We start from the raw sequence: 23,106 nt of genomic DNA, 5'->3' as shown, positions 1-23,106 counted from the left end.
TCTTCGATTCAGTATTATATCGTCTATTTTAAATACTGTTTTCTTCGCTTCTGTCTTCGCACCGATTATGAATTACTTCATATAAAAATACCTATTAACATTTAAGGCTAGGTTAATGTTTGTTCAGTGAGTCTTATTAAATAACTATCAATAGTTATTTAATGTGATTAATGAAACAGGTTTAATTATGACTATAAACGCCTTATCTGCGATACCTCAAATTGGTAAAATGTTAGAGCAACCCTTTCTATCGCCATATATCGAGCGCTTGAGTCAACCTGTTGTGGCTGACCTTGTCAGAGAGCAAGTAAATGGATATAAAAAAGACCATTTACGTAATCCTGAACACGTCCCTTTTTCTCTTGAAACCCTTTATAGCCGAATTGAACGTGCATGCTGGCAAGTTAATCAGCAGCGTTTACAGCGTGTTATTAATGGTACGGGTGTGATTGTTCACACAAACTTAGGGCGTTCGCCGCTAGATGCTGATGTATGGCAAGCGGTAACCGAAGTGAATACGCATTATAGTAATTTAGAAATAGATTTAACCACGGGTAAGCGCGGTAAACGTAAAGGGCTTTTGCAGCAATTAATGCACTATTTAGTCAAAGGTGAAGATACGTTAGTCGTTAATAACAATGCGTCTTCCATTTATTTAATGTTGCATGAAATAGCGAAAGGCAAAGAAGTTATTGTGTCACGTGGTGAGCAAATTCAAATAGGTGGCGGTTTTCGTATTCCCGATATTCTAGCGCTATCGGGTGCCAAGCTGGTGGAAGTGGGTACAACCAATATCACCACTGTTGATGATTACCTTGATGCAGTGACAGAGAATACCGCGATGGTGCTCATTGTTCATACTTCCAACTTTAAGATCCGTGGTTTTACACAGTCGCCAGACATTAAAGATCTTGCCGATCTGCTACCTGATCATGTGGTACTAGCCGTTGATCAGGGATCAGGTACCACAACAGAAAACTTGCCCGATGAACCCAGCGTGATGAGCTACATAAAAGCGGGGGCTGATTTAGTTTGTTTCTCTGGCGATAAAATTATTGGTGGTCCACAAGCGGGTATGGTCACAGGTAAGCAATCGTTAATTAAACGTCTAGAGAAAAACCCGATGATGCGTGCTTTCAGACCAAGCCGTATCGTCTATTCCTTGTTAGAAGAACTGGCTGTACGTAAATTAAATCAGCTTAAAACGGGTCAAGGTATTGCTGAACGCTCTATTACCCAAGCAGAAGTTACGCTTGACAATAAAGCCCAACAGTTGGCGGAAGGTTTTGGTGAACGATTACGTATAGTGCGATCTGAAATGACGGTTGGCGGGGGATCGTTACCTGATCAACAAAGCCCATCGTCGTCGGTAGAAGTGAATGCGCTCAGCTTATCTGCTGATAAATTGTTAGAGATTATGCGTAATTGGCCACTGCCTGTCATCGGGGTTATTAAGCACGATAGGGTACAACTAAATCTTGCCACAATCAGTGATGATGAAATCACATATCTTCGTCAGCAATTAGCGGCACTGTTCGATCTTCAGCTCGAGATGGATCTAAGAGGATCTTGCTCTAACGTAACAGATGCGAAGAAAGTGGAGGCTGCAATATGAGTTATGTCGTAGGTACTGCTGGCCATGTCGATCATGGTAAATCAGCACTGATCAAAGCCCTTACTGGTATTGAAACGGCCCATTTACCGCAAGAAAAGAAACGCGGTATGACTATCGATCTCGGCTTTGCTTTTTTCAAGCATAATAATGGTGAAGCAGTTGGGGTTATTGATGTTCCGGGTCATGAACGTTTTATCCGCAACATGGTAGCAGGTGTGTGGAGCCTAGACATGGTGCTGTTTGTTGTGGCTGCCGATGAAGGCTGGATGCCAATGTCGACTGATCACCTTAAAGTTATTACCGCAATGGGGATAGACAATGTCACCCTTGTGATAACCAAGTCTGATTTAGTCGATAAAGATATGCTCGCGTTAGTGGAAGAAGAAGCGTTAGAGCAGTTTTTAGACATTGGTGGCTTCATTCCTGATTCACTCAGTGTGTCGGCCCACCAATCACTGGGTATCGATGCGCTTAAGCACCATATTTGCAAAAAATTAGACACGCTTTCTCGCCCTGTTTTAGATTCATCAGCTACAGCGCTTCAAGATCGCCAGCAGAACGTGAGCCAGCAACAAGCAGGGCGCCTCTACATTGACCGTGTATTTACCGTTAATGGTGTGGGTACAACGGTAACAGGCAGTTTGTGTGGTGGCGAATTTCATGTGGGCCAAAAATTGGTCATGCAGCCGTCTGGCACTGAAGTACAAGTGAAGAGCTTGCAGTCATACCATCAGAATATCCAAACGGCATCTCCTGTATCACGTGTCGCGATTGGCTTGAAAGGAATAAAGAAAAAGGATGTACAACGCGGTTTCTGTTTATTGGAATCTAAAGAAGGTGCCTTTGTTGCCGATGAACTCATTGTTCGGTTAGACGCATTACCTGAACGCGGGAAATGTCGAAACAACAGCGAAGTGGAAGTCGCATTTGGTACGTTTAATACGTTAGCCACCATCTTCGTATTTAAAGGAACAAACCTTGCGCGGTTACGCTTAAAAGACCCCGCTTGCTGTTTTTGGAATCAACGTTTATTGCTGATCCAACATGGCGGCAGTAATATTGTAAATAGTGGCGGAATTTTATGGACAGGAGCAGTTTCTAAACCACTACGTAATAAGCTCTATGACTTACTGATGAACTTACCTGAAAACCCAGAATGGCGTGATTATGTCACACTCAACATGGCACTTTACGGGTATGCGAAAAAGGGCGGTCTAGCAGATAAAGAGCAATATCAAATATGTGGCGAATGGCTATTTACGCAAGAGTGTTATCAAAGCAGTTTCGAGCATATTGTTGCGACCCTTGAACACGAGAAAATCGATCTATCGGTAAATGAACTCAGTGGTAAAGTGCAGATGTCAGTGCCTGTTCTTAGTGACTTGTTAAAGCAATTAGTTGTCGATGGTAAGTTAAGACAAAATGACGATCTGTATTCACTAGGCAACGGGCGTAATGAAGCCGAGCTTTCTTCTATTGCTAAACAGATCTTAAATAAGATGGTGGAAGCCCAAAAACAAGGCTTTGAAGCGGAAAAAGAAAAATTACCAGGCGCTCAGAAAGAGCTACGCAATCTGGTTCGATTAGGTTTTGCAGTACCATTAGAAGGTAAAATCTATTTTGAAAAAAACTTATACGACAGTTTAGTGACGGGCATTATTCAAGGTCGCCAAATTGATGATCGCTTCGATATTGCAGAAGCAAGAGAGTGTGCGGGCTTATCCAGAAAATACATGATTCCAGTATTGAATCGGATGGAATCTGATGGCTGGATTAAGCGTGACAACAACGTGCGCCAAGTACTTCGGTTGCAATAGTTCTGCAGCAGTAACGATATCAACAAAAAAGTATATGCAGGGCTTACTAGACATAGTGAGCCCTTTCTCTTAGTCGATTTTACTGATGGGGTTCACCCAAATATCTCTTAACCTGTGCTGACACATATTCCTTGCCTAGTTCTTTTCCCATCATAAGCTGATGGCTTAGCAACCCAAGCATAAGTGTATATAGTTCACAGCTATGGTCGGCAGAGACATAGCTAGCTAGCATCACCGTATATTTTTGATTGGCGAGCACCATACAAGGATCATCGGCGATATTCTCTAAGCCAATGACTTGGATATAGTCTGAGACTAGCTGCATTTCTTGAAAATATCGTGGCGCCACTTGTTGAAAAATCAAAACAAAGTTCTCGACTCGTTGCTCGAATGAAGCCTCAGCAACTAAGGGCTGGTGTGCAAGAGCGCCTGCATCGAAGTTAACAATAGCCTCAGTCGCGGCACGAAATAGTTCATCTTTACTTTTGTAGTAATAATAAACCGCACTTTTACTCATTCCGAGTTGCTCGCAAAGCTGCCTCATACCGACATTCTTATAGCCATATTCAAGAAAAACCTCTGTTGCCTTCAGGGCAATCTCTTCACGTCTTTTATCGTGATCAACGATCTTTGGCATGTCACTTTCTCTGCTGTACCCAATAGTGTGGACAGAATTATATCACAAGAACCTCTATATAGACCAAGTGGACTAAAAAAGTCTTTACCTCTAAATAAAAGCACGCTACCTTAAAAGACCAACTGGTCGGAAAAGAAGTGTTAGCTATGAAAATTGATTGGAATATACCACCTGCAAGAAAGGGATTCTTTTATGGGATTGATAAGCTAATTGGTCCGGGGGCAACCAAAGCGGAGAAAAACTTACAGCTCTATATACCGTTTATTGCTGGTTTTATCATGGTTGCTTATGCGTACTATTGGCAGCTTGGCTGGGGATGGGCGCAATACCTTATTGCGGGATTGCTAACGGTGGATATCGTTGGTGGCATTATCACTAACTCGACGTCCAGTGCCAAAAGATGGTTCCACCGTGAAGGGCAAGGATTTAAGCAACACATGGGCTTTATTGGCACGCACTTTGTTCAGCTATCGCTGTTTAGCTGGGCGTTTCTTGATTTCGACATGATGTGGATTGTATTAGTTGGCGGCTACATGGTGGTTGCTTGTGTAACTATTCTTCAAACGCCGCTCTATTTACAGCGGCCAGTTGCCATAACGTTCTATGCATTGAGCATTGTTCTTGCCACTTATTCTTTTGAAGCTCCACAAGGATTGGATTGGTTTTTGCCGTTATTCTATCTAAAACTATTGATTAGTCATGTCTTACGTGAAGAGCCATATCGACCAGAATACGAATAGACCATGAGAGAGGTACATCAAATGAAAACACGCCCTCGCATCTTAATTGCTGGTTCAACGGGCTATCTTGGCTCGCACATTGTTAAGAAATTGATGACAGAGAACGTTGCGTTTAAGGCAATAGCAAGAAACAAACCTAAGTTGCTTTCTCTTGGTGCTAGTGACGATCAGGTTATCGAAGCGCAGGTGACTGAACCTGAGGAGTTACACGGCATCTGCGATGAGATTGATGTTGTGATCTCATGCTTGGGTATCACCAGACAGCGTGACGGATTGGGTTACATGGACGTTGATTACCAAGCCAACCTTAATTTACTGCAAGAGGCAGAACGAGCAGGTGTTAGTAAATTTATTTATGTCTCTGCGTTTAGTGCTGATAAGTACCCTTCTGTTAGGCTGTTAAAAGCGAAAGAGCGTTTCGCTCTGCGTTTGTTGGGTTCAGAAAATCTCACACCTTGTGTGATAAGACCAAATGGATTTTTCTCAGACTTAGAGGAGATTTATCAGATGGCAAAATCTGGACGAGTCTATTTGTTTGGGGCTGGCGACGTCAAAATGAACCCGATTCACGGCGAAGATCTTGCCAAGTTCTGCCTTGAGGCGATAGATAGGGATGAACGGGAACTCGATGTGGGTGGGCCGGAGGTTCTATCAGGCAAGGACATTGCGAAGCTCGCCTTTCTTGCGCAAAACAAACCAGAGAAAATCACCTGTTTACCTGATTTGCTGCGAGGTTTGATACTGAGTGTTGTAAAAAGACTTCCTGAAAAATGGGGTGGTCCTGCGGAGTTTTTTTTAACGGTCATGGGGGAGGATGCTATTGCTCCTAGGTATGGCATAAATAGGCTCGGGGACTACTTTGCGAAGTTGACGGATAATAGATAAGAGTGAATTTTTGCAATAACCCCATAATTAATGGAATTGGTATTATTAATCTCAGATAAATATAAAATATTGGCAAAACAGATTTCCCTAGTTATCAAGATCGACTAGGGAAATGCGTAGCGATTAACGTTACAAATGCGGTTAACCCCTAAGACTATTTAGCCTCATTTCATTCTGGCGGCTGGAGTTGCCAAACCATATAAGTAATTGCGGCAAGATAAACAAATTGGTAAGCAACGCCAGCACAATCACTATGGTGGTGACAGCCCCCATTCCCGAATTAAACTTAAAATTTGACATCAATAGAATAGAGAAACCAGCACACAGAACAACGGTTGTAACCGAAATCGGGACAAGTACCTTACTATAGGCATACTGCAGGGCTGCAATAGACGTTTCTCCCGCTTTAATTTGCTGAGAGTAGCGACTGGCAATATGGACACAAAAATCGACAATGATCCCAAAGGTCATTGAGCACACCATAGATATTCCCATATTTACTTCGCCATTAATGATCCCCCATAGCCCAAATCCTGCAGCGGCTGGTAAAATTGTCGGAACGAGTAGAACTGCACCAAGTCGCCATGAGCGAAGCGATATCCCTACCAATGCCGAGATGATTATCAAGGACAAGACACTAGCATAGAGCATCGCTGTCATATTATTTTCACCTACGTGTGAAAACATCAGAGCGGCACTGGCAATCTTGGTCTGATATTTAGGGGCATGTTGCTCCAGCCAAGCGCGGCTTCGTACTTCAAGGGCAACAGTTTTGGCACTGCCAATGTTTTCGAAAGTGGCAATCACACGGGTTGCAGACTTGTCTAAGTTCACCTGGTTGGTCAGGTCAAGCCCAAAAGGTAATGATAATTCATAAAGCAGTAAATATTGCGCAGCCAATTCACGTTGTTGAGGGAGCTTGTAATAGGCTAGGTTGTCATCATGAATGTTCATGTTGAGGCGCTTAAAGGTATCACTAAGGCTGTAGACATGGTTGGTTTCTGGCTGCAGACGTAGCCAGGCAGTGAAGTCAGCAACCGTTTGGATAAACTCAGGTTCGTTAATCCCCCCAGCTTCCCCTGCGACGATCGAATATTCGATGGTCGTAAGCCCAGAAATCTTCTCGGCAAAATAATCTGTCGTTTGGCGAAATTCGGTTTTTGATGAAAAATATTGAACAAGATCGTTATTAACATGATTCTTTGGCAAGGCTGTGATCAACCCTAGCATAAGAAGAGAGCAACCAAAGAATAGTGGGCGACGGTAACGGATTAAGCAATTCACGGCAGGCGCGATCCGATCTCTCGACTGTTTTGATGGTAATATAGAACAAAGCTGAATCAAGCATGGCAATAAAACTACCGCCACTACAAAGGCAACAATCATTCCTATGGCGACAATATTACCAAAACTGCGGATCGGCGGTGAGTTTGAAAAGTTTAGTGTCAGGAAGCCTACAGATGTTGTCAAGCTGGTAATCAACAAAGGCATAAAGTTGCTGCTGATGGCATAACGCAATGCCTTAGTTTTATCCTCTTTTCGTCGGTATTGACTGTGAAAACTGTTGAAAATATGAATACAATCTGCGACGGAAAGCGTCAAAATCAATGTCGTGGTGTTAGCGGTAGCGGAGTTAATAGAGATACCCAGCCAACCAGCAATACCCTGCAGCATAAGCAGGGTAAAAAACAACACAATCATGATAAGTCCCGCCTCTTTCAGCGAGCGCTGGATCAGAGCCAATGCTAGAAAGATAATACCAAGCATCGCTGGAACAAGAGTTACCATATCTTCGAGGGCGCTTTCATTGAAGCTATGGTTCAGCATGGCAAAACCTGTAATGCCTACTGAGAGTGACGGATGCTCAGCTTCAACATTAGCTTTTAAAGTACGAGCGAAACGGGCAATATCGGCATAAGCCTGAGATTGATCAGCTAAAGGAATTGACAGGGTGACATTGATCCCTGTTACATCTGGTGCATCACTTACTAAACGCGACATCAAAGTCGGCTCATTGCGTGCAATCGTTTTCACCTGATCGGGCGTAAAGAGGGTATCATCGGGGTCATAAAGGTCCATTACCATCAAGTCGCCACGCTCAGAAAAGCTGTATTGGTAGTTGGTTATGGAGTCGACTCGAGTGGAATAGGGCATTTTCCAAGCATCATTGGTAATACTGGCAATGGCTATTAAATTTTCCTGCGTATAGATGTCTCCTTCATTACTGGTAACAACTAAGATAATGTTATCGGACTTACTATAAGTATTTTCCATAGTATCAATTGCTTGGATATAGTCGCTTCCAGGGTTAAACCAGATACGGTAGTCACCTTCAAAAAAAAGATACTGAAGTCCTGCACCAAGGAGAAAAAGGAAACCGATACATGCAAATAATGTCTGCTTCGGCTTTTGAATTGAGTATAGGATTGCGTTTAATAGCCAATGCATCAGGATTATCCTTGTTCTGCCATCGTTATTAGGGCTTGCTTGATTTCAAGCAGAGCTGTGCTTTTAGGGATTGGGGCAAAAAGTACACCGATCTTTTTTTTGTCATCTCGAGAAGGAATATCTGCTACTTTTTCGATAATCACTGGTATCGCTTGACTATCTTCGACTTGCTGAATCAATGATTGAGTAGAGCGATCGCCTCGGTTTGAGCAGATAATCCATACTTCATCAAGACGGTGGCTTTGGCATTTATCTTCCACCTCTTCAAACAGACCTTGTTTTGTCCATAAGCAGAGCGTTTTTTTATAATTATGAAGATGATGTTCCTGATTGGGGTATTCTTGCAAAATGAAGTCTGCCATCGCTTCGATATCTGTTCGCCTGAACACGGTATAACTAAGTAAAGAAAGAGGGCGTGATAATTTAAGATGACAAATACGTTCTTTGAAATTTTGAGGCTGTACGATAATGGCATCTGAGGGGATCAGGTTTTTGAAACAGTCGTATACCATATGATTTTCATCAATCACAAGTACCATCTGGTAACTCTCATTGTCAAAGCTGAGGATCTGATCGCGAAGCTTTCTGACCCAAGGGCAGGGACGATCAATAACGGGGACGCCATCGGCTTTTAATTGCTGCAGCTCTGCATAATCAGCATCATACCCAGTAACAAACACCCCAGCCCCTTCGGGAAGATCTGCGACAGTTGGCACTACATTTACACCTAGTTCTTCTAACATTTTCGGATTAGCTCCGCGATTTTTACGCTGTAACCACTCCAATATGATATAGAAAGTCACTGCTTTTCCTTCAAACTCAGTTTCGTCGTACAGATATAGAGGGAAAACGTCAGAAATCTCTTTGCTAATCCACCGGCAATCCTGATCTTTTTCAAAAAAAATAATATTATTGTTCATGTGAAACTCCTTTTATCCTGAGATTGAAAAACCACCATCGACCATTAACGTGTGGCCGACGACAAATGATGAGAGATCAGAGCATAGCCACAGCGCCGCTTCAGCGACCTCGCTAGGCTGGCCTATACGACCGATAGGGTGTGCCTGATGATATTTGGCAATTAATTGGGGATCTTTCTGAGTACTTCTTTCAAAGATTGGGGTATCGATAGCACCGGGGGCAACGGCGTTAACGCGCACTCCTTGCTTGGCATATTCAACCGCAGCACTTCGCGTTAACCCTAGAACCGCATGTCGGCTCGTGTTGTAAGCAGCACGGTTAGGGCGAGCAAGCACACTACAGATGGATGCCATATTAACGATAGTGCCATGGCCTTGTTTTGACATGATAGAAAGCTGGCGATTCAACATATTCCAAGTACCATTGAGGTTGGTATTAATGATTTGATTCCATATTTCATCACTGGTTTCTGATATGGGTTGCTTGCTGCCATCTATCCCAGCGTTGTTAAACGCACAGTCAATACCACCAAACTCAGCCATCGTCTGCTCGAATACACGATCGACCTGATCTGTCTGAGTAATATCGGCTTTTATAAACAAAGTGGGATACTGTGCGTTTAGCTCTTCAGCCAACATCTGCCCTTTGTTCTCATTTCGGGCTACGAGTACCAGCGATGCACCTTGCTGGGAAAACAGTCTGGCGGTAGCTTCGCCAATACCACTGGTAATACCCGAAATAAGAGCAACTTTGCCAGCCAATAGTTTATCTCTCTGCATTAATTACCTCCTTTTCTTGATGCTGATTTTTATAAGTGCCAATTTGTTTTTTTATGGCTTTCTGTGCTGATTTTTTTTCAAATAATGAAAATCGTTTTTTTTCATGAATGGTAAATGCGGCTTTGGAGTGCACAATCGTTTTGTCATTTTGACTAAAACTAATGGTTATCAGATATTGATTTGTTTTTTCACAGATTAAAGCAAGGTGTGCCTGTGCTTTCGTATCTATTGGGAATGCAAAACCTAAATATGAAGAGCTGATTTCGTTTAGTACGAAATAGACATCATCTTCATCTGGCTGAACATAAATATGAAAGATAGACATGGCTATTTGACGGGTAGCCTCAATAAATACAAGTCCGGGAATATGTACACCATTAACATGGTCTAATAAAAATTCATTTCTTCCATCTAGACATAAGTCTGCGGTGTATTCTTCATTCCCTTTCTGAAATAAATGCTTCACCAAAATATTTTCGTCTCTATGCTTATGTGTAGGGTGATTATTATCTTTTGTATACTCCTTAGAAATAAATCCTGATTTTTGATTGGATGATATAAAGTTAGTGTGTTTTTCAATATGGTTTAATTCATCCTTATTCAGGCCAAAACCATTACTGTAAATTAGTGAATGTTCATTATTTTTGATATCCTTTATATCAATGCAGTTTTCTATTTCACAAAGTGATCTAAATCTCTCTCCAATAGCAAGTTTGTGTTGCACCTTATATTTCCTTATATAAATTACAAGTGATACGTTAAGTTAAATTGAAAATAGTCTTCATTCTGATAGGCCGCGAGTTGAGGTTGATTTTCTACCTTATAAAATAACCACCCATCTAACGAGAGACTTATAGACTCGTTAATCCTGTGTTGAGCATTAATATAAATAGTGCTGTCATTTCCTTCTATACCATGGATAAGAGTAAGAAGTGCATTAGTCGAGCTGTCATTATTCGCATCCCAGCGAAGTCCTGACATGATATGTTGAGTAAAAGGAAGCAGGTTACTATCTTTGTTATTGGAATAAAGACCTTCTAACAACAGGCTGATATCTTGACTCGAATCGACAATATTATAGATACCGTACTCAAATCCCCCGACCCATGCATACTGCGATGACAGTGAGTTAGGTGACTCATAAACTATTTCTCCTTTGAACAGCCAGCTTTCATAGGTATATTGCAGATCAATACTCCACTGCTGGGTTTGATAATAGAAGGGGGTCAGCGCCAATTGCGAAGAGTTATGGTGAAGCTCATAAATAGGATTTCTTTGCGTACCGCGAAAATAACCAAACCCGTAGTCAATGTCATCAATAAAGCCACTCAAACGCACAGCCCAGTCAACATGCTTTTGTTCACGAGAGGACTCATACATGGCCTTGTCATTAATAGGCAGCCCTCTCCATGGCCGGCTATTACTTTCAGGAGTATATTGCTCGCGAAAATAAGGAAGGTAATAAAGGTCAACAGTATGGTTATCAATAAACCAAGAGGCTCCAATCATTGGCTGACCTAGCTTTGCTTCCCGTTTAGGATCTGCGACAATATTTACTTGGTTGATGATATCAACTAAGTGGTAACTTTCGGTCACCCCCCAGAAGACCGTATCTATGCCGTAAAAAATCTGCGCCGTATCGAAATAGTGAGTAAGCAGAAGCTGTTGAATATCAGCGTACTGCAAGGCATCATCATTACTGATAGAAACTAAAGGTTCAAAACCCAAGCTAACGTTTTCCCACTCATAACCTATTTCGCCTTTGATGAGGGCCGTTGTATAAGCATTATGCTGCGATACCTGAGTGTTGTTGTGAGTAAACAGCCGTTGCTGTAACTCTATTGATAAAGATTGGGCATAAACAACAGGCATGACAAAATAGCTTGCAACTAAAATAAGCAGCAAGTAAATAACATTACTCATAGTCGTCTCTTAAATATTACGTCTTAATATGGCTGGAGTGAAATCATTGTCAGAGAAGTTATTAGTAAAAGTATACTCTCCCCAGTTCAACGTTGTACTTTTACCTGTTTGAATATTTATCATTTCTAATTTATGAGCACGCCAGAACTTATTTAAATACTTCTGATAATTATTTAGCGATAATGTTTTTAAGTGCGTATCTTTTCGATCATAAAAGTCAATTTTAGTGAAAATCAAATCCTTTTCGTCAACCCAAACAATTTGTTTACTATAACCAGAGTTAGAAAAGGTAGGGATACGTTCAATAATAAGCTGAGGTTTTCCATCAAGTATATCTTCACCTAAATATTGATATGTGTATTTTTCAATCTCTTGAGATGAGAGATCTTCATAGGCAAATTCACTACCGACAAATGGACCAGATTTGTTTTTTGATGAGATTCGTTTGGTTCGTTTAAGAGCCGGTAAGTATAACCATTGTTCATCAGATTCGAGAGCATGAGTCCAGGACAGTAATTTGGTGTTGCGGATGTCCTTTGGAGTATCGAAAACAATAATAGATTTATCACCATCATTTTCAACTTCCAAAGTTTTAATACTAAGCTGCCGAGTACTTTCATTTCCAGCAGCATTTCTTAGTATCATTGTAGCGCTGACCCATGTGCCATTAAAACCTTTTTCTTGATCTTTGACTTGCTGGGCAATTTTTTGTCCTTTTTGTTGGCTCTCCTGTGCCAATAAAGAAGAAGATAAAAGTAATGAAAGAGATAGAAGTGGAACTAAGTATTTCTTCATGATGATTACCTGTCAGTATGCTCGACTGACAGGAAGCGTCAGCCAATAGATTTACATAATATTAAAACTTTTTCATAAAGTGCGTTTTCGTCGTATTGATGACTTAGAGGCTCCCAGGCCAAGGCATCGAAGCTAGTCGAAATTAGCTTAATAAGTCCGACCTCTGTAACCTCAGGACACAGACTTTGTGTTTTATTGGCGGAAAGAGCATTTAAAAATGTCGCACCAAAGGCAAAGGCCCATACCGAGCCAAAAATATCGTCAGCAGTAATATTATTCTTAAGCTGTAGCTTTTGCGTATTGATAGCCTGATGAATGACATCATAGACGCTACCTACTAACTTGCTATATAAGCTATGGTGCTCTGATAATGTTGCGGCACTGGCTTTCGATTGACATTCCTCTGATTGAACGAATTTAAGCAATTCCAGTTGGCTTCGCTGTTGACCGTTCATAATCTGATAAGCAAAGATTATCGCAATCAACTTTTCTCGCAAAGATAACGATAAACTATCTATAGCACCAATGGCAGTTAGCTGCTTATCCAGAGAAGTGTTACTGACCGATAACAACAAATCTTCGCGCCCTGTAAAATGCTGATAGATTGTACCTTTGGAATATTCCGTCAATTGTGCCAGCCGTTCCATTCTCACTGAAGAAATACCCTCAGCATGAATGAGCTCGATACTTTGGTCCAAAATCAATTGATGCCGTTGGGCTAATTCGCGTTGTTTTCTTGTTTTCACTCTGTTCACCATTAATATGCAATCAGTATAATTAAATAGTCGCACGCAATCAACTTGTCACTTTATGACGCAGTGTCAAAAAATGACTTTAAGTAGATATTATCGGCACACTTCACAATTCCGTTTGAAAAATAATCTTGGACAGTGCTTGTTTGTGAGTTATCTCAAGCTAGCAGATAGGTTATCTGAACTAAGAAATTTCGAGCGCTGTGTCTTCGGGTTCGATTATAGTCATTTCTATATGTTCAATGCAGAGCGTTATGCTCAACTTCTTGACACCAACATTCAGAAAATGAACATATTACCCAGATATCCCAAACAAAAAACAGTTCCAAGCATGATGGTTAAAATCTGATACGTTTGATGCATTATAGATTGAGTTTCTATTATAATTCCTAAAAGATCACTAACTACCTAATCGTAATCAATAATCCATTCATAAATATAGCCTTATTTACTCCCTATCGAATATCCAACGCTATGTGATGAGTATTTATAAGCGTCAAGAATCGATGGCGCCATAAGAAAGCGGTATTTTTGTCCACACCATATATACCCAAGTTACCTCAAGATGCTCGTTTCAGCGAGAATTTGTTGGGCTATAGACAAGGCGCTTATTTATAGACCTAGTCGTTCTACGTTGAAAATAAGTAACACCCACCGCATAGAGCCCAACAAAACTCGCCCTTTGGGAGTGATTCAGCGTATCTACTTCTGTGTCAAATGTGTTTGAAAGAGAATGCTATTCTTACACACATTTTCCTGAATTAAATACGCTGATATCACTCTGAATCCTGCATCTTGAGGTAGCTTGGGAATACAACAACTTGCTCAGACATAGCCTTTTGTTTTAGCTAAAGAGTAATAATGCTGTAGGGATAGCGAGCATTAGACTTAGGAAGGTACGAATAAACCAAACAATAACAAGTTGACCGATATTTAAAGGGATTCGTGTCGATAGAATGCAGGGTATTGAGGCAGAGAAAAAGAGAATAGATGATACGCAAACAACACCAGCAGAAAACCTTGAAATAATATCAGCGTCTTTCATTAATAAGGCAGGTAAAAACATTTCTGCTAAGCCTGCGGCACTGGCTTTTGCTAATTCCATTCCATTTTCTAAGCCCCATAACCAAGTCACTGGATAGAATAAATAACCAACCCAATCAAAAATAGGCGTGTACTTCGCAGCAAGTAACCCTATAACGCCGACTGACATTATTGATGGCAAGATACTGATTGTCATAATGAAACCATCTTTTAGGTTTTCGAGTACGTTCTTCCCAACTGAAGGGGCTTTATCTGCAACTTCAAGTCCATTTTGTATTGCTGTTTTAATTCTATGGCCTGTTTCGCATTCCGGTTCTCTATACTTTGCTTCATTACTGATTCTAGAAAGAGGAGGTAAACGAACAGTAATCGCTGTTACAACGAAGGTAATAAGCAGTGTGAGCCAAAAGTATAGATTCCAGTATTCCATCAAATTTAGTGTCTTTGCGACAATGATCATGAAGGTTGCCGAAACAGTCGAAAAACCGGTTGCAATGATGGCTGCTTCACGCGGTGAATAATGCCCTGCGAGGTACACACGATTTGTAATCAGCAAACCAATAGAATAGCTACCAACAAATGAAGCTACGGCATCTATTGCTGAGCGGCCAGGTGTTCGCCAAATAGGTTGCATCAGCCTTTGCAGCAAAATACCAATCGTTTCTAATAACCCGTAGCTTACTAGGAATGCGAGGAAAACGGATCCAACGGGTACAATTAAGCCAACAGATATTACTAGTTTTTCAAACAGAAAAGGAAGCATATCTGGTGTTTGTAACTGGGCGGGACCTGTTTTAGTTATAGCAAGAATGGCTGCAATAACACCGAGCCATTTGAGAAAAAGAAACACTTTCTCTGTCAGGTTATTTCGCCAATTACCCGTAATGATAGGGTACATAGCACCAGCGATAATCATGAACAGTGCATACCATGAAGCGCCATCACCTAACCCACTTCTAATCCAACTTACGATGTGATCGAGCGGAATACTCTGCTTATCATTAATAGTTATCGGAATGAAAAAGATAAAAATACCAATACTGCTCAAACCAATCAGTCGGCACCAAACATTAAATAGTGGTTGGTTAGATTCTGTAAGTTGATTCATGTCACCTCCATGTTGTGTAATTGTTAATATATATACAAATAACACGGATTGGAAAGCTATAGCTGAATAAAATGTGATCAATTTGGCTTTATTGTTAATGCTTTGTGACTTATATCTTCATTGTGAAAGAAATATTTATTCAATTATATATACAATAAATGTATCGAATGAATAGCAGACAAATGGCTTATTGATAGGTAAGACAAAAGGGAGAGGTTAACGCCGTACTTTGAAGCATCTATTCATTGTACGGCTTATTTTTGTGTTATTTATTCAGCTGAAAGCGTTGGGCATCTACTCGTAATTCCTTGTATTTTGCAATCAGATCGCTTTTGCTTAACGTTTCATCACCAAAGAAAAACCCGTTCTGTGATTGTATGATTTCAAAGTATTGGTCAATTAAGCTCAATGCTAAATCGGCTTTTCTTAGGGTGTAAGGGCTACAAGATTGACCGTGTAAATCATCAAGTAGGTCGAGCACATTCGAACGGTAACGTTCAACCAGATATAAGGTTTGTAACTCTTCGTCATTTGTTAGTGCATTTTGCCAGCGGTGATTAATTGCTTGCTGCCATGTGATTACGTTTGTGTCGGCATTCCGAACAATAAGTTGTTGTAACTTATGCTGGTAGGCTTCTAGGGCACATTGCTTTTCAAGTTTGTATAAATCAAACAGTGCTTCTGTACTCAAATTATTCGTATTTTTTAGTAAACAATCAAAAAAGAAACGCGTTTCAAAACGTTCGACACCATGAAATAGCGGTGTATCGAGACCATTGTTATTAAAGTGAATGCTAGAATTAAATTGATACATATAACCAAAGTCGAACAGTGTTATCTCGCCTTGGCTATTTAATAAGATATTGCCTGGGCAGAAATCCCATTCGAATAAACCGTGTAGCTCAAGGTTTACTATGGCGGTAAAAATCTGTTGGAATACGTCATGATTCAAGGTGGAAAGGGGCTCACCTTCAATCCATGGAGACAAAATAATTCCGTCGTTGAATGACGCAAATTGAGTATCGACGATGTGCTTAAAGCTTTCAGATTCGCGTTGCTTCAGGTTTGTAAGATCACGCCTGCGCTGCACTTCATTTAAAAACGATGTTTGACCGTCAATATTATTGACTAAGCTCACTGCTCTTTTTTGTTTCAACGTCCAGCTTTTACCATCAATTTGCAGGTGAAAAACAACAGCAGTAAGACCAGAATTGAAGGTTTCGACAACATAATTTGAGTCAGCCGTTGTATTTTTCAGTTGCTCCAGCGTTATCGATATACCCTCTAAAGTGCCGACAACGATATTCTCCCCGCTGTCGACAAACGCTTGTTGAGCTCGTTGGCGTTGCTGTTCCAGATTCATTTCTGGCTTCCTTTTCATTGAAATAATACGGCTGGTGAATATATAGGGGGGGATGCCTTACATACTGTGATAAAGGTATTAAATTTCACATTTTATGCCCCTCTGAACGCATAATGCCACTGGTCCTCAAACAAGTGGCATTATGATAATAGCGTTGCGTTACAGCTCTTTGTTTATCTGTACCAATACTTCTTCTGTGGTTCTAACGCCGTTCGCGATCATACGAGAGTTGGTCATTGCCGCTGCATAACCATCCATATCAGGTAATTGTGCAGCCGCCGTTGCATCTTTCACAACTAATACCTCAAAGCCTTGCTCCATAAATTCTCTTAAATGGGACTCTGTACAGAGATTTGCAGACATCCCTGCCAGAATTATTTTACTCACGTTGCGTTTACGTAGCTGAAGGACAGTGTCGTTCGTTTCTGGGCCATACACTTTATGAGGGTTCGCCACTGCGGTTTTTCCGTTATTGATGTATTTTTTGTATTGCGGCATAAAGTCTGGACCTGTACTGGGTTTAAAGCCTGCTTGATCAAGGCGCTCATCACTTTCAAACATCTTTATTCCGTGCATCGCATGCTCTAGTGCACCACCATGCTTAAAGGTCAAATCTTGCGGAGCGTAAAAGTGAGGAGAGATCACAAGAAGTATGTCTTTCTCGCCCGCAATTTTCATTAGTTTTTCAATGTTTTCAACGGTGCCATTCTTAGTTACGCTTTTCCCTACTAACGGCCATGCCACACCATCGGGAGATAAAAAGTCAATTTGTGGGTCTGTAATGACGATAGCTGTTTGGCCTTTGACAAAAACCACACCAGGATCAGGGAGCCCGTCTCCGCCTTTCTTCTCCCCGTCAGCAGCGTGGGCTGCTACTCCGGAAAAAAATAGTGCGGTACATGAAGCTATTAAAATAATGAGATTTTTCATATTCATAACATTCAACTCCAACTTTAAGTGACACTTGGGTAACTAAATACTTGCAATGTTATCGTTTACGTTTAAACACAAGTAAAATAAAGATAGGTATAAAGGGCACTTTGTCAAGATACTAGCCCTGTTCCAGCAAGGCTGGATATTTCTTAAACTGCATAACGAAGCTTCACTAAGTTTAGATGATGTGGCGTTTTCTGATTACCTTGAACCGTTGGTGTTGATTGCGATGAATACTGGGTTACGCAGAGGTGAGCTGTTGAACTTTGCTTGGGCTGACATTTCTTTTCAGGTCGATACTTAACGGTTTGTGCTAGAAATGCTAAATCGAAAGAAGGGCGAATCGTCTCCCCTTAATAACGAAGTGTTTTCGACGTGGAAAGTTGGCGACAGCAAAATCCAGATTCCCTCTATATATATGAGGGAAAAATAGGGGTGCCATTATCAGCTAACTTATATTTGCCCCTTTATTGTTTAGAGTGGACGCTCATTTACGGGCCGTAAATACTGTTTAGCAATAAATTTTCTAATGTCGATGGCTGGGTAGACCTTCTGCATTGTTCATAGAGCGTGTGTTATGTTCAATTAAGCTAGGGGCTCTTTTTTAGTGGTTGGATAAGAATTATGACGGAGTAGTTCAATCATTAAATTAACGGCATATATTACTCAGTGAAGTTTTCAGCTCAGATAGTTTAGTTTGAACATCTTCTAGCTCAGTACGACAGCTTTTTTCTAACTTAGAAGACTCTTTAAGTGCCGGTAACTGACTATGCCACTTTGCGGTAAATGGTCGCAACTCCTTATCCAACACCTCGCTCACCAACTGATAATACTGCCTACAATTAAACCCGTGCGTGTGAGCGGTTTGGCGATGAAAAGTAAATAATGACGCGAGGCTTGCTAGTGCGGTTTCGAGAACCCCCCCTTTTAGCTGCTGTGTGGCAATACGACTATCAAGCTCAATGAACATATCCCACGCTGCTTGTTTATCAGCATAGGTGTACTTACCGTCGGCACGAAACTTGTCAAAAAAGTAAGAGTGATAGACTTTAATACGTTCTAGAGAACGGGTATCAGTGGCACTAATCACTTTCTTAAAGCGGTCATGATGAGCTGCTAGATCATTTTCATTGGCGCCGAGGTTGACTTCGTTTTGATAATAATCATCTGAGAACTTTCGTTGATTTAACAGCTCATGTTCTGCAAGCTCGCTTTTCAATTCGGCTGCCAATTTATTGTAAATTTCTTGATTAGAAGGCTCTTTCCCTGTTTTCGACATACTTTCCCTTTCTCCTTCCCTTCAGTACACCCACAATTTCAATTAGATTAAAAATACACAAACAACACAAGGAAAACCTCATGAGTGGCTTTAGCCAAGATTACGAACCAACACAAGATGACTTAGATAATCACAGCAATCAACTTAATGATAACAACGATGCCTACTGGCAATCACGTGACTATGATGAACGACCAAGTGACTGGGAGAGTAGAGATGAGTAAATCTAAAGTCCCTAATCTCCCTAGTCAGACGGGCAGACCATCTGGTAAAGGCCGTGGCAACTGTCCACCCCAAAAGTAATTAGCTTGCCCACTGAGCTATACGGTTGAGATCCCAAGCGTATAGCTCAAACTCTTGCACGCCCTTGGGTGCACCTGAGTAAATGTTATCAGGTGTCCGCATGACTAATATATTACGTTCACTGTTGTGCTTTTTAAACTGTCCTATTTCCCACTCAACCCACAACTTGCTGTGAGTATCCTTGCCCACAAGTACTAATAGCTTATGCGACCCACCCAATAACTTAGCAATAACTTCTCGCACTGGCTCTGAACGCATATCTGATGGTGGGCGACGATTGGTATGGCCATGTTCGTTACATATCGCCTCAGCCAAGGATCTATCTTCAAATGTTAATGGGTGATTTGGATTCTGTCGGATTGATTTAATTTGTTCAATGCAGTGATTGTCTTGATGATTGTGGCTAATGAAAACTGTTGTCATGTTATTTATCCTTATATGGTTTGTTTAATGACATGGTTGCTCACTACAAAAATAACAATTATTTATTGAGGCATACTTCACTAAGTGCGAAAACAGTCACAGATATCATGTAATATGCTTTCTCTTATCATCGCTAGTTTTAGCTCAAAGGCACCGCCCAAGGGCAAGTCAAGAGGGCATCGTGTAACTCATCCTTGCCCCATTATCAGCTAGTGAAAAGCCTCATTAACTTTCTGTTAATGAGGTTTTTCCCTAATAGAAGTTATCCATGTTGTTATATCAGTTGTGCGAACCCCGTGATGTATCACGGGGGTAAAAAACGAGTTGGCCGAGTTTACTGTAGTTCATGCTATGTGTTGTGAATATAGCGGCATAAACGAATTGGTTTTAGAACAATGTTTAAATGATATAGACCGAGTTTTGTTTTTAGTCGCCATCTCTCAAAAGGTCCATTTTCAACGTCAGTTATCTGATCGACCTATCAAATAAAAGATAAAAACTATCAGCTCAAATATGCAACTTGATCTATAACATAATGCATTCTTTATAACTGTGATTATATGGTATGACATTGCATAAAAGGACATGGTTATGCCAAAAGTACAGTTTATTAGCTCAATACACGATAAGAAAAAGATAAAACTGACGTTTTTTTCAAAGGAAGATGGCAGAAAAATAACACGGTTATGCGCTCCTATGGATTTTGGGCCTAGCCGTCGAACTAAAAACCAAGATGACCGTTTTCATCTTTGGGATTATGAGAGTGATCAAAAGAACCACGTATTATCGTTATTACCAAATCAAGTTGAAACAATGGAGTTTTTGAATACAGACTTCTGCCCAAGTGATTTTGTTACTTGGAAAGCTAATTGGATTGTAAAGCGAGATTGGGGTATTCATAGCTAACTTGTAAATTAGCTTAACTTTAAATGATGGGAGTCCGTCTCGCCGACAAAGGCTCCCTACTTTCCACTTTCACCTATACGAATTTCAAGATGCAATTAACTATTTCGAACTGTAATAGCATTCAACACGCTAGCGTTACTTTGGAAGAAGGCAAGTTAAACATTAAACATGGCGTTAATGGAACCGGCAAAAGTACCATTGCTAAAGCTATAGAACTTGACTTAACTAACGCCAAAGATCTTTCTCAACTTTTGCCGTTTAAGTTCATCGAAAACAACCCTGATGAGATTTCGCCTTCGATATCAGGCTTACCTGAAGATGCTAATATAGCTATTTTTAATGAAAGCTATGTAGAGCAATTTGTATTCCAAGAAAATGAATTGTTAAAAGATAGTTTTGATATTTTTATTAAGAGTCCTGAATATCAAACAAAATCTAACACAATAAATGGCTTCATCTCATCTTTAAAAGAAACATTGTCTACAAATGAGCAGCTTAAAAGTTTTATCTCAGATTTAACAACTCTTACTGGGAGCTTTGGGAGTAGAACCGATCAGATAGTAAAATCGAGCCAAATAACTAAGGCTCTTGGTTCTGGCAATCTGATTCACCACATCCCGCCAGGTTATGAGAATTTCGGCCAGTTCTTGAATCTCGACCAAAATTTCAAGTGGTTGAAATGGCATTTTGATGGCGAAAACCATAGTGAAGACTCGAGTTGTTGTCCCTACTGTACTCAGGATATAGCTGATACCAAAGAGCATATTGAGAATTTAAAGAGTCACTATAACGCTAAAAATATTGAACATTTGAACAATCTCACTTTGGTGATTCAAGATTTAGAACAGTATTTCGTCAACAGTACTTTTTTAACGCTTCAGCAAATTATTGGCAATAGCACTACGCCATCGAGTGACCAAATTACCTTTCTAACGGAAGTTCGAGCTCACATAGGTCAGTTATTAAGTAAATTGATTGCAATTAGAGACTTATCTTTCGTTGACCTAAGAGACTCGAGCAATGTGCGCGATACGATCCTCAATTTAAAAATTGATTTAGATTGCTTCGTTCACGTAAACAGTCCTCAGACTAAAGTGTTTGTCGATAGCATCAATGAAGAACTCGATAGCGTATTTAACTCTGTAGGATTACTTCAGGGACAAATTGCAATGCAAAAACGAGGGATCGACAAGACTATTCAGGATAATCAGAAGGATATAAATAACTTCCTTCAATACGCGGGTTACAATTATAAGGTATCAATTGATAGTCAAGGAGATACATACGCTTTAAGGCTATCTCATGTCGATGCAGCTAGTCGAAAAATCAATAAAGGTAGTCAACACCTCAGCTATGGTGAAAAAAACGCCTTTGCTCTGGTGCTTTTTATGTATCAGTGTATAGCAAATAATCCAGACATTATCATCTTGGATGACCCTATCTCATCGTTTGATAGAAATAAAAAATTTGCCATCATGGATAGGCTTTTCAGAGGCCAAAAGTCTTTGAAAAATATGACTGTATTGATGCTTACTCATGATTTGGAACCGATTATCGATGTGGTCAAAAACCTTGCACATACTTTTGATCCTGTTCCAAATGCAACTTACTTACGTAACTGCGAAGGTTCTGTTACGGAAATCGCAATAACTAAAAATGACATAAAGACCTTTACTCAAGTCTGTACCGAGAATATCTCGATTTCGTCACATGATGTTATTAAGTTAATTTACTTGCGTAGATATTACGAAACCTTGGATGACAAAGGCTTAGAGTATCAACTCATTTCTAGCTTATTAAAGAAGCGGGACAACCCAACATTTCAAGACCCACAAGTAAATTCTCGAGATATGATTACGGTAGAAATCATTGAAGCCACAAACACTATTCGCGAAAACTATATAGAAAATTTCGACTATCAAACAATACTGGCCCAGCTAAAACAACCCGGCTATCTCAAGGCTACGTATCTGGCTTGTTCATCAGGGTATGAAAAGATTCAAATATTTCGAGTTGCAAATGGCAATCATGAAAATAGCGTTTTGAGGAAGTTCATAAACGAAGCGTTCCACATTGAAAACGAATATCTATGTCAACTTAACCCATCGAAGTATGACAATGTTCCTGATTTTATAATCAATGAGTGTGATGCTGCTTTCAATTAATACAAAGGCCACAATCGTGGTCTTTTTTTCGTGCGATAGCTTTACCTTACAAAAGGTAATTCATGGACTACTAATTTAGTAAAACCTCTGACACATTCTGTCCAAAGGTAAGTTTCGGTGCTCATCTGTTTGGTGTGATCACCAAGCGATTCTGTCGTATCTTAATTACCAAGCGACTTTGTTTGGTCAATCAAAATAGTCTGATTTTTGGCGTTTCTGTAACTCACAATAGGGGCGAAAGCGTTATAGAGCGGCTTTTACTTTTTGGTG

General features: G+C 40.5%; 20 protein-coding genes. 7 read left to right on the top strand and 13 right to left on the bottom strand.

Going from position 1 to position 23,106, the window contains the following annotated elements:
* The first annotated feature begins 187 nt into the window (after positions 1–187).
* Both selA and selB read left to right on the top strand, forming a co-directional pair.
* Positions 188–1,615 carry an L-seryl-tRNA(Sec) selenium transferase gene (selA, locus tag C9J12_RS14245; protein ID WP_107243323.1) on the top strand — a complete coding sequence of 476 codons (1,428 nt, stop codon included), beginning with the start codon at positions 188–190 and terminating at the stop codon, positions 1,613–1,615.
* Positions 1,612–3,432: a selenocysteine-specific translation elongation factor gene (gene selB, locus C9J12_RS14240; protein ID WP_107243322.1), complete on the top strand. Its 1,821-nt coding sequence runs from the start codon at positions 1,612–1,614 to the stop codon at positions 3,430–3,432. Before selA ends, selB begins: the two co-directional genes overlap by 4 nt.
* A 79-nt stretch (positions 3,433–3,511) precedes the next feature.
* Here the strand turns inward: selB and C9J12_RS14235 are convergent, their stop codons facing one another.
* Positions 3,512–4,069, bottom strand: a complete 558-nt coding sequence (locus C9J12_RS14235) for a TetR/AcrR family transcriptional regulator (protein ID WP_107243321.1) — start codon at positions 4,067–4,069, stop codon at positions 3,512–3,514.
* Between the two features lie 146 nt (positions 4,070–4,215).
* Here C9J12_RS14235 and C9J12_RS14230 point away from each other — a divergent pair, with 146 nt between their 5' ends.
* Both C9J12_RS14230 and C9J12_RS14225 read left to right on the top strand, forming a co-directional pair.
* Positions 4,216–4,809 carry a hypothetical protein gene (locus C9J12_RS14230; protein ID WP_107243320.1) on the top strand — a complete coding sequence of 198 codons (594 nt, stop codon included), beginning with the start codon at positions 4,216–4,218 and terminating at the stop codon, positions 4,807–4,809.
* A 21-nt stretch (positions 4,810–4,830) separates the two neighbouring features.
* Positions 4,831–5,694 carry an SDR family oxidoreductase gene (locus C9J12_RS14225; RefSeq protein WP_107243319.1) on the top strand — a complete coding sequence of 288 codons (864 nt, stop codon included), beginning with the start codon at positions 4,831–4,833 and terminating at the stop codon, positions 5,692–5,694.
* Between the two features lie 141 nt (positions 5,695–5,835).
* Here the strand turns inward: C9J12_RS14225 and C9J12_RS14220 are convergent, their stop codons facing one another.
* The 11 genes from C9J12_RS14220 to C9J12_RS14170 form a co-directional block, all read right to left on the bottom strand.
* The gene (locus C9J12_RS14220) at positions 5,836–8,142 is read right to left on the bottom strand and encodes an efflux RND transporter permease subunit (RefSeq protein WP_107243318.1); all 2,307 of its coding nucleotides are present in this window, start codon (positions 8,140–8,142) and stop codon (positions 5,836–5,838) included.
* Between the two features lie 5 nt (positions 8,143–8,147).
* Positions 8,148–9,062: a hypothetical protein gene (locus C9J12_RS14215; RefSeq protein ID WP_107243317.1), complete on the bottom strand. Its 915-nt coding sequence runs from the start codon at positions 9,060–9,062 to the stop codon at positions 8,148–8,150.
* Positions 9,063–9,074: 12 nt separating this feature from the next.
* A complete protein-coding gene (locus C9J12_RS14210) occupies positions 9,075–9,842 on the bottom strand; it encodes an SDR family NAD(P)-dependent oxidoreductase (protein ID WP_107243316.1) in 768 nt (255 codons plus the stop codon).
* Positions 9,829–10,566, bottom strand: a complete 738-nt coding sequence (locus tag C9J12_RS14205) for an AfsA-related hotdog domain-containing protein (protein ID WP_170111787.1) — start codon at positions 10,564–10,566, stop codon at positions 9,829–9,831. Before C9J12_RS14205 ends, C9J12_RS14210 begins: the two co-directional genes overlap by 14 nt.
* Positions 10,567–10,586: 20 nt before the next feature.
* The gene (locus tag C9J12_RS14200) at positions 10,587–11,765 is read right to left on the bottom strand and encodes a hypothetical protein (protein ID WP_107243314.1); all 1,179 of its coding nucleotides are present in this window, start codon (positions 11,763–11,765) and stop codon (positions 10,587–10,589) included.
* Between the two features lie 9 nt (positions 11,766–11,774).
* Positions 11,775–12,560, bottom strand: coding sequence for an outer membrane lipoprotein-sorting protein (locus C9J12_RS14195; RefSeq protein WP_107243313.1), 786 nt, complete (start codon positions 12,558–12,560; stop codon positions 11,775–11,777).
* A gap of 38 nt (positions 12,561–12,598) precedes the next feature.
* Positions 12,599–13,306, bottom strand: a complete 708-nt coding sequence (locus C9J12_RS14190) for a TetR/AcrR family transcriptional regulator (protein WP_170111786.1) — start codon at positions 13,304–13,306, stop codon at positions 12,599–12,601.
* Between the two features lie 850 nt (positions 13,307–14,156).
* Positions 14,157–15,464: a YjiH family protein gene (locus tag C9J12_RS14185; RefSeq protein ID WP_107243311.1), complete on the bottom strand. Its 1,308-nt coding sequence runs from the start codon at positions 15,462–15,464 to the stop codon at positions 14,157–14,159.
* Positions 15,465–15,729: 265 nt separating this feature from the next.
* A complete protein-coding gene (locus tag C9J12_RS14180) occupies positions 15,730–16,827 on the bottom strand; it encodes a protein kinase family protein (protein ID WP_107243310.1) in 1,098 nt (365 codons plus the stop codon).
* A 159-nt stretch (positions 16,828–16,986) separates the two neighbouring features.
* A complete protein-coding gene (locus C9J12_RS14175) occupies positions 16,987–17,763 on the bottom strand; it encodes an isochorismatase family protein (protein ID WP_227876366.1) in 777 nt (258 codons plus the stop codon).
* Between the two features lie 646 nt (positions 17,764–18,409).
* Entirely contained in the window at positions 18,410–19,039 is a 630-nt protein-coding gene (locus tag C9J12_RS14170; RefSeq protein WP_107243309.1) for a hypothetical protein, read from the bottom strand.
* 80 nt (positions 19,040–19,119) lie between these two features.
* Between C9J12_RS14170 and C9J12_RS30705 the strand changes: the two genes are divergently transcribed.
* The gene (locus tag C9J12_RS30705; protein WP_170111785.1) at positions 19,120–19,263 is read left to right on the top strand and encodes a hypothetical protein; all 144 of its coding nucleotides are present in this window, start codon (positions 19,120–19,122) and stop codon (positions 19,261–19,263) included.
* Between the two features lie 79 nt (positions 19,264–19,342).
* On the opposite strand, the gene C9J12_RS14165 is transcribed toward C9J12_RS30705, so the two are convergent.
* On the bottom strand, positions 19,343–19,765 hold the full coding sequence (locus C9J12_RS14165) for a TIR domain-containing protein (protein WP_107243308.1): 423 nt from the start codon (positions 19,763–19,765) through the stop codon (positions 19,343–19,345).
* Positions 19,766–20,356: 591 nt separating this feature from the next.
* On the opposite strand from C9J12_RS14165, the gene C9J12_RS14160 reads away from it, so the two are divergent.
* Positions 20,357–20,671 (top strand): hypothetical protein, encoded by a 315-nt coding sequence (locus C9J12_RS14160; protein ID WP_107243307.1) that lies wholly within the window; start codon positions 20,357–20,359, stop codon positions 20,669–20,671.
* A gap of 89 nt (positions 20,672–20,760) precedes the next feature.
* Positions 20,761–22,836 carry an AAA family ATPase gene (locus C9J12_RS14155; protein WP_170111784.1) on the top strand — a complete coding sequence of 692 codons (2,076 nt, stop codon included), beginning with the start codon at positions 20,761–20,763 and terminating at the stop codon, positions 22,834–22,836.
* Positions 22,837–23,106 lie beyond the last annotated feature (270 nt).

The organism is Photobacterium frigidiphilum, assembly GCF_003025615.1.
Taxonomy (GTDB): Bacteria; Pseudomonadota; Gammaproteobacteria; order Enterobacterales; family Vibrionaceae; genus Photobacterium; species Photobacterium frigidiphilum.
Note: the sequence above shows the minus strand (reverse complement) of the source record. Positions and strands in the feature narration are given on the sequence as shown.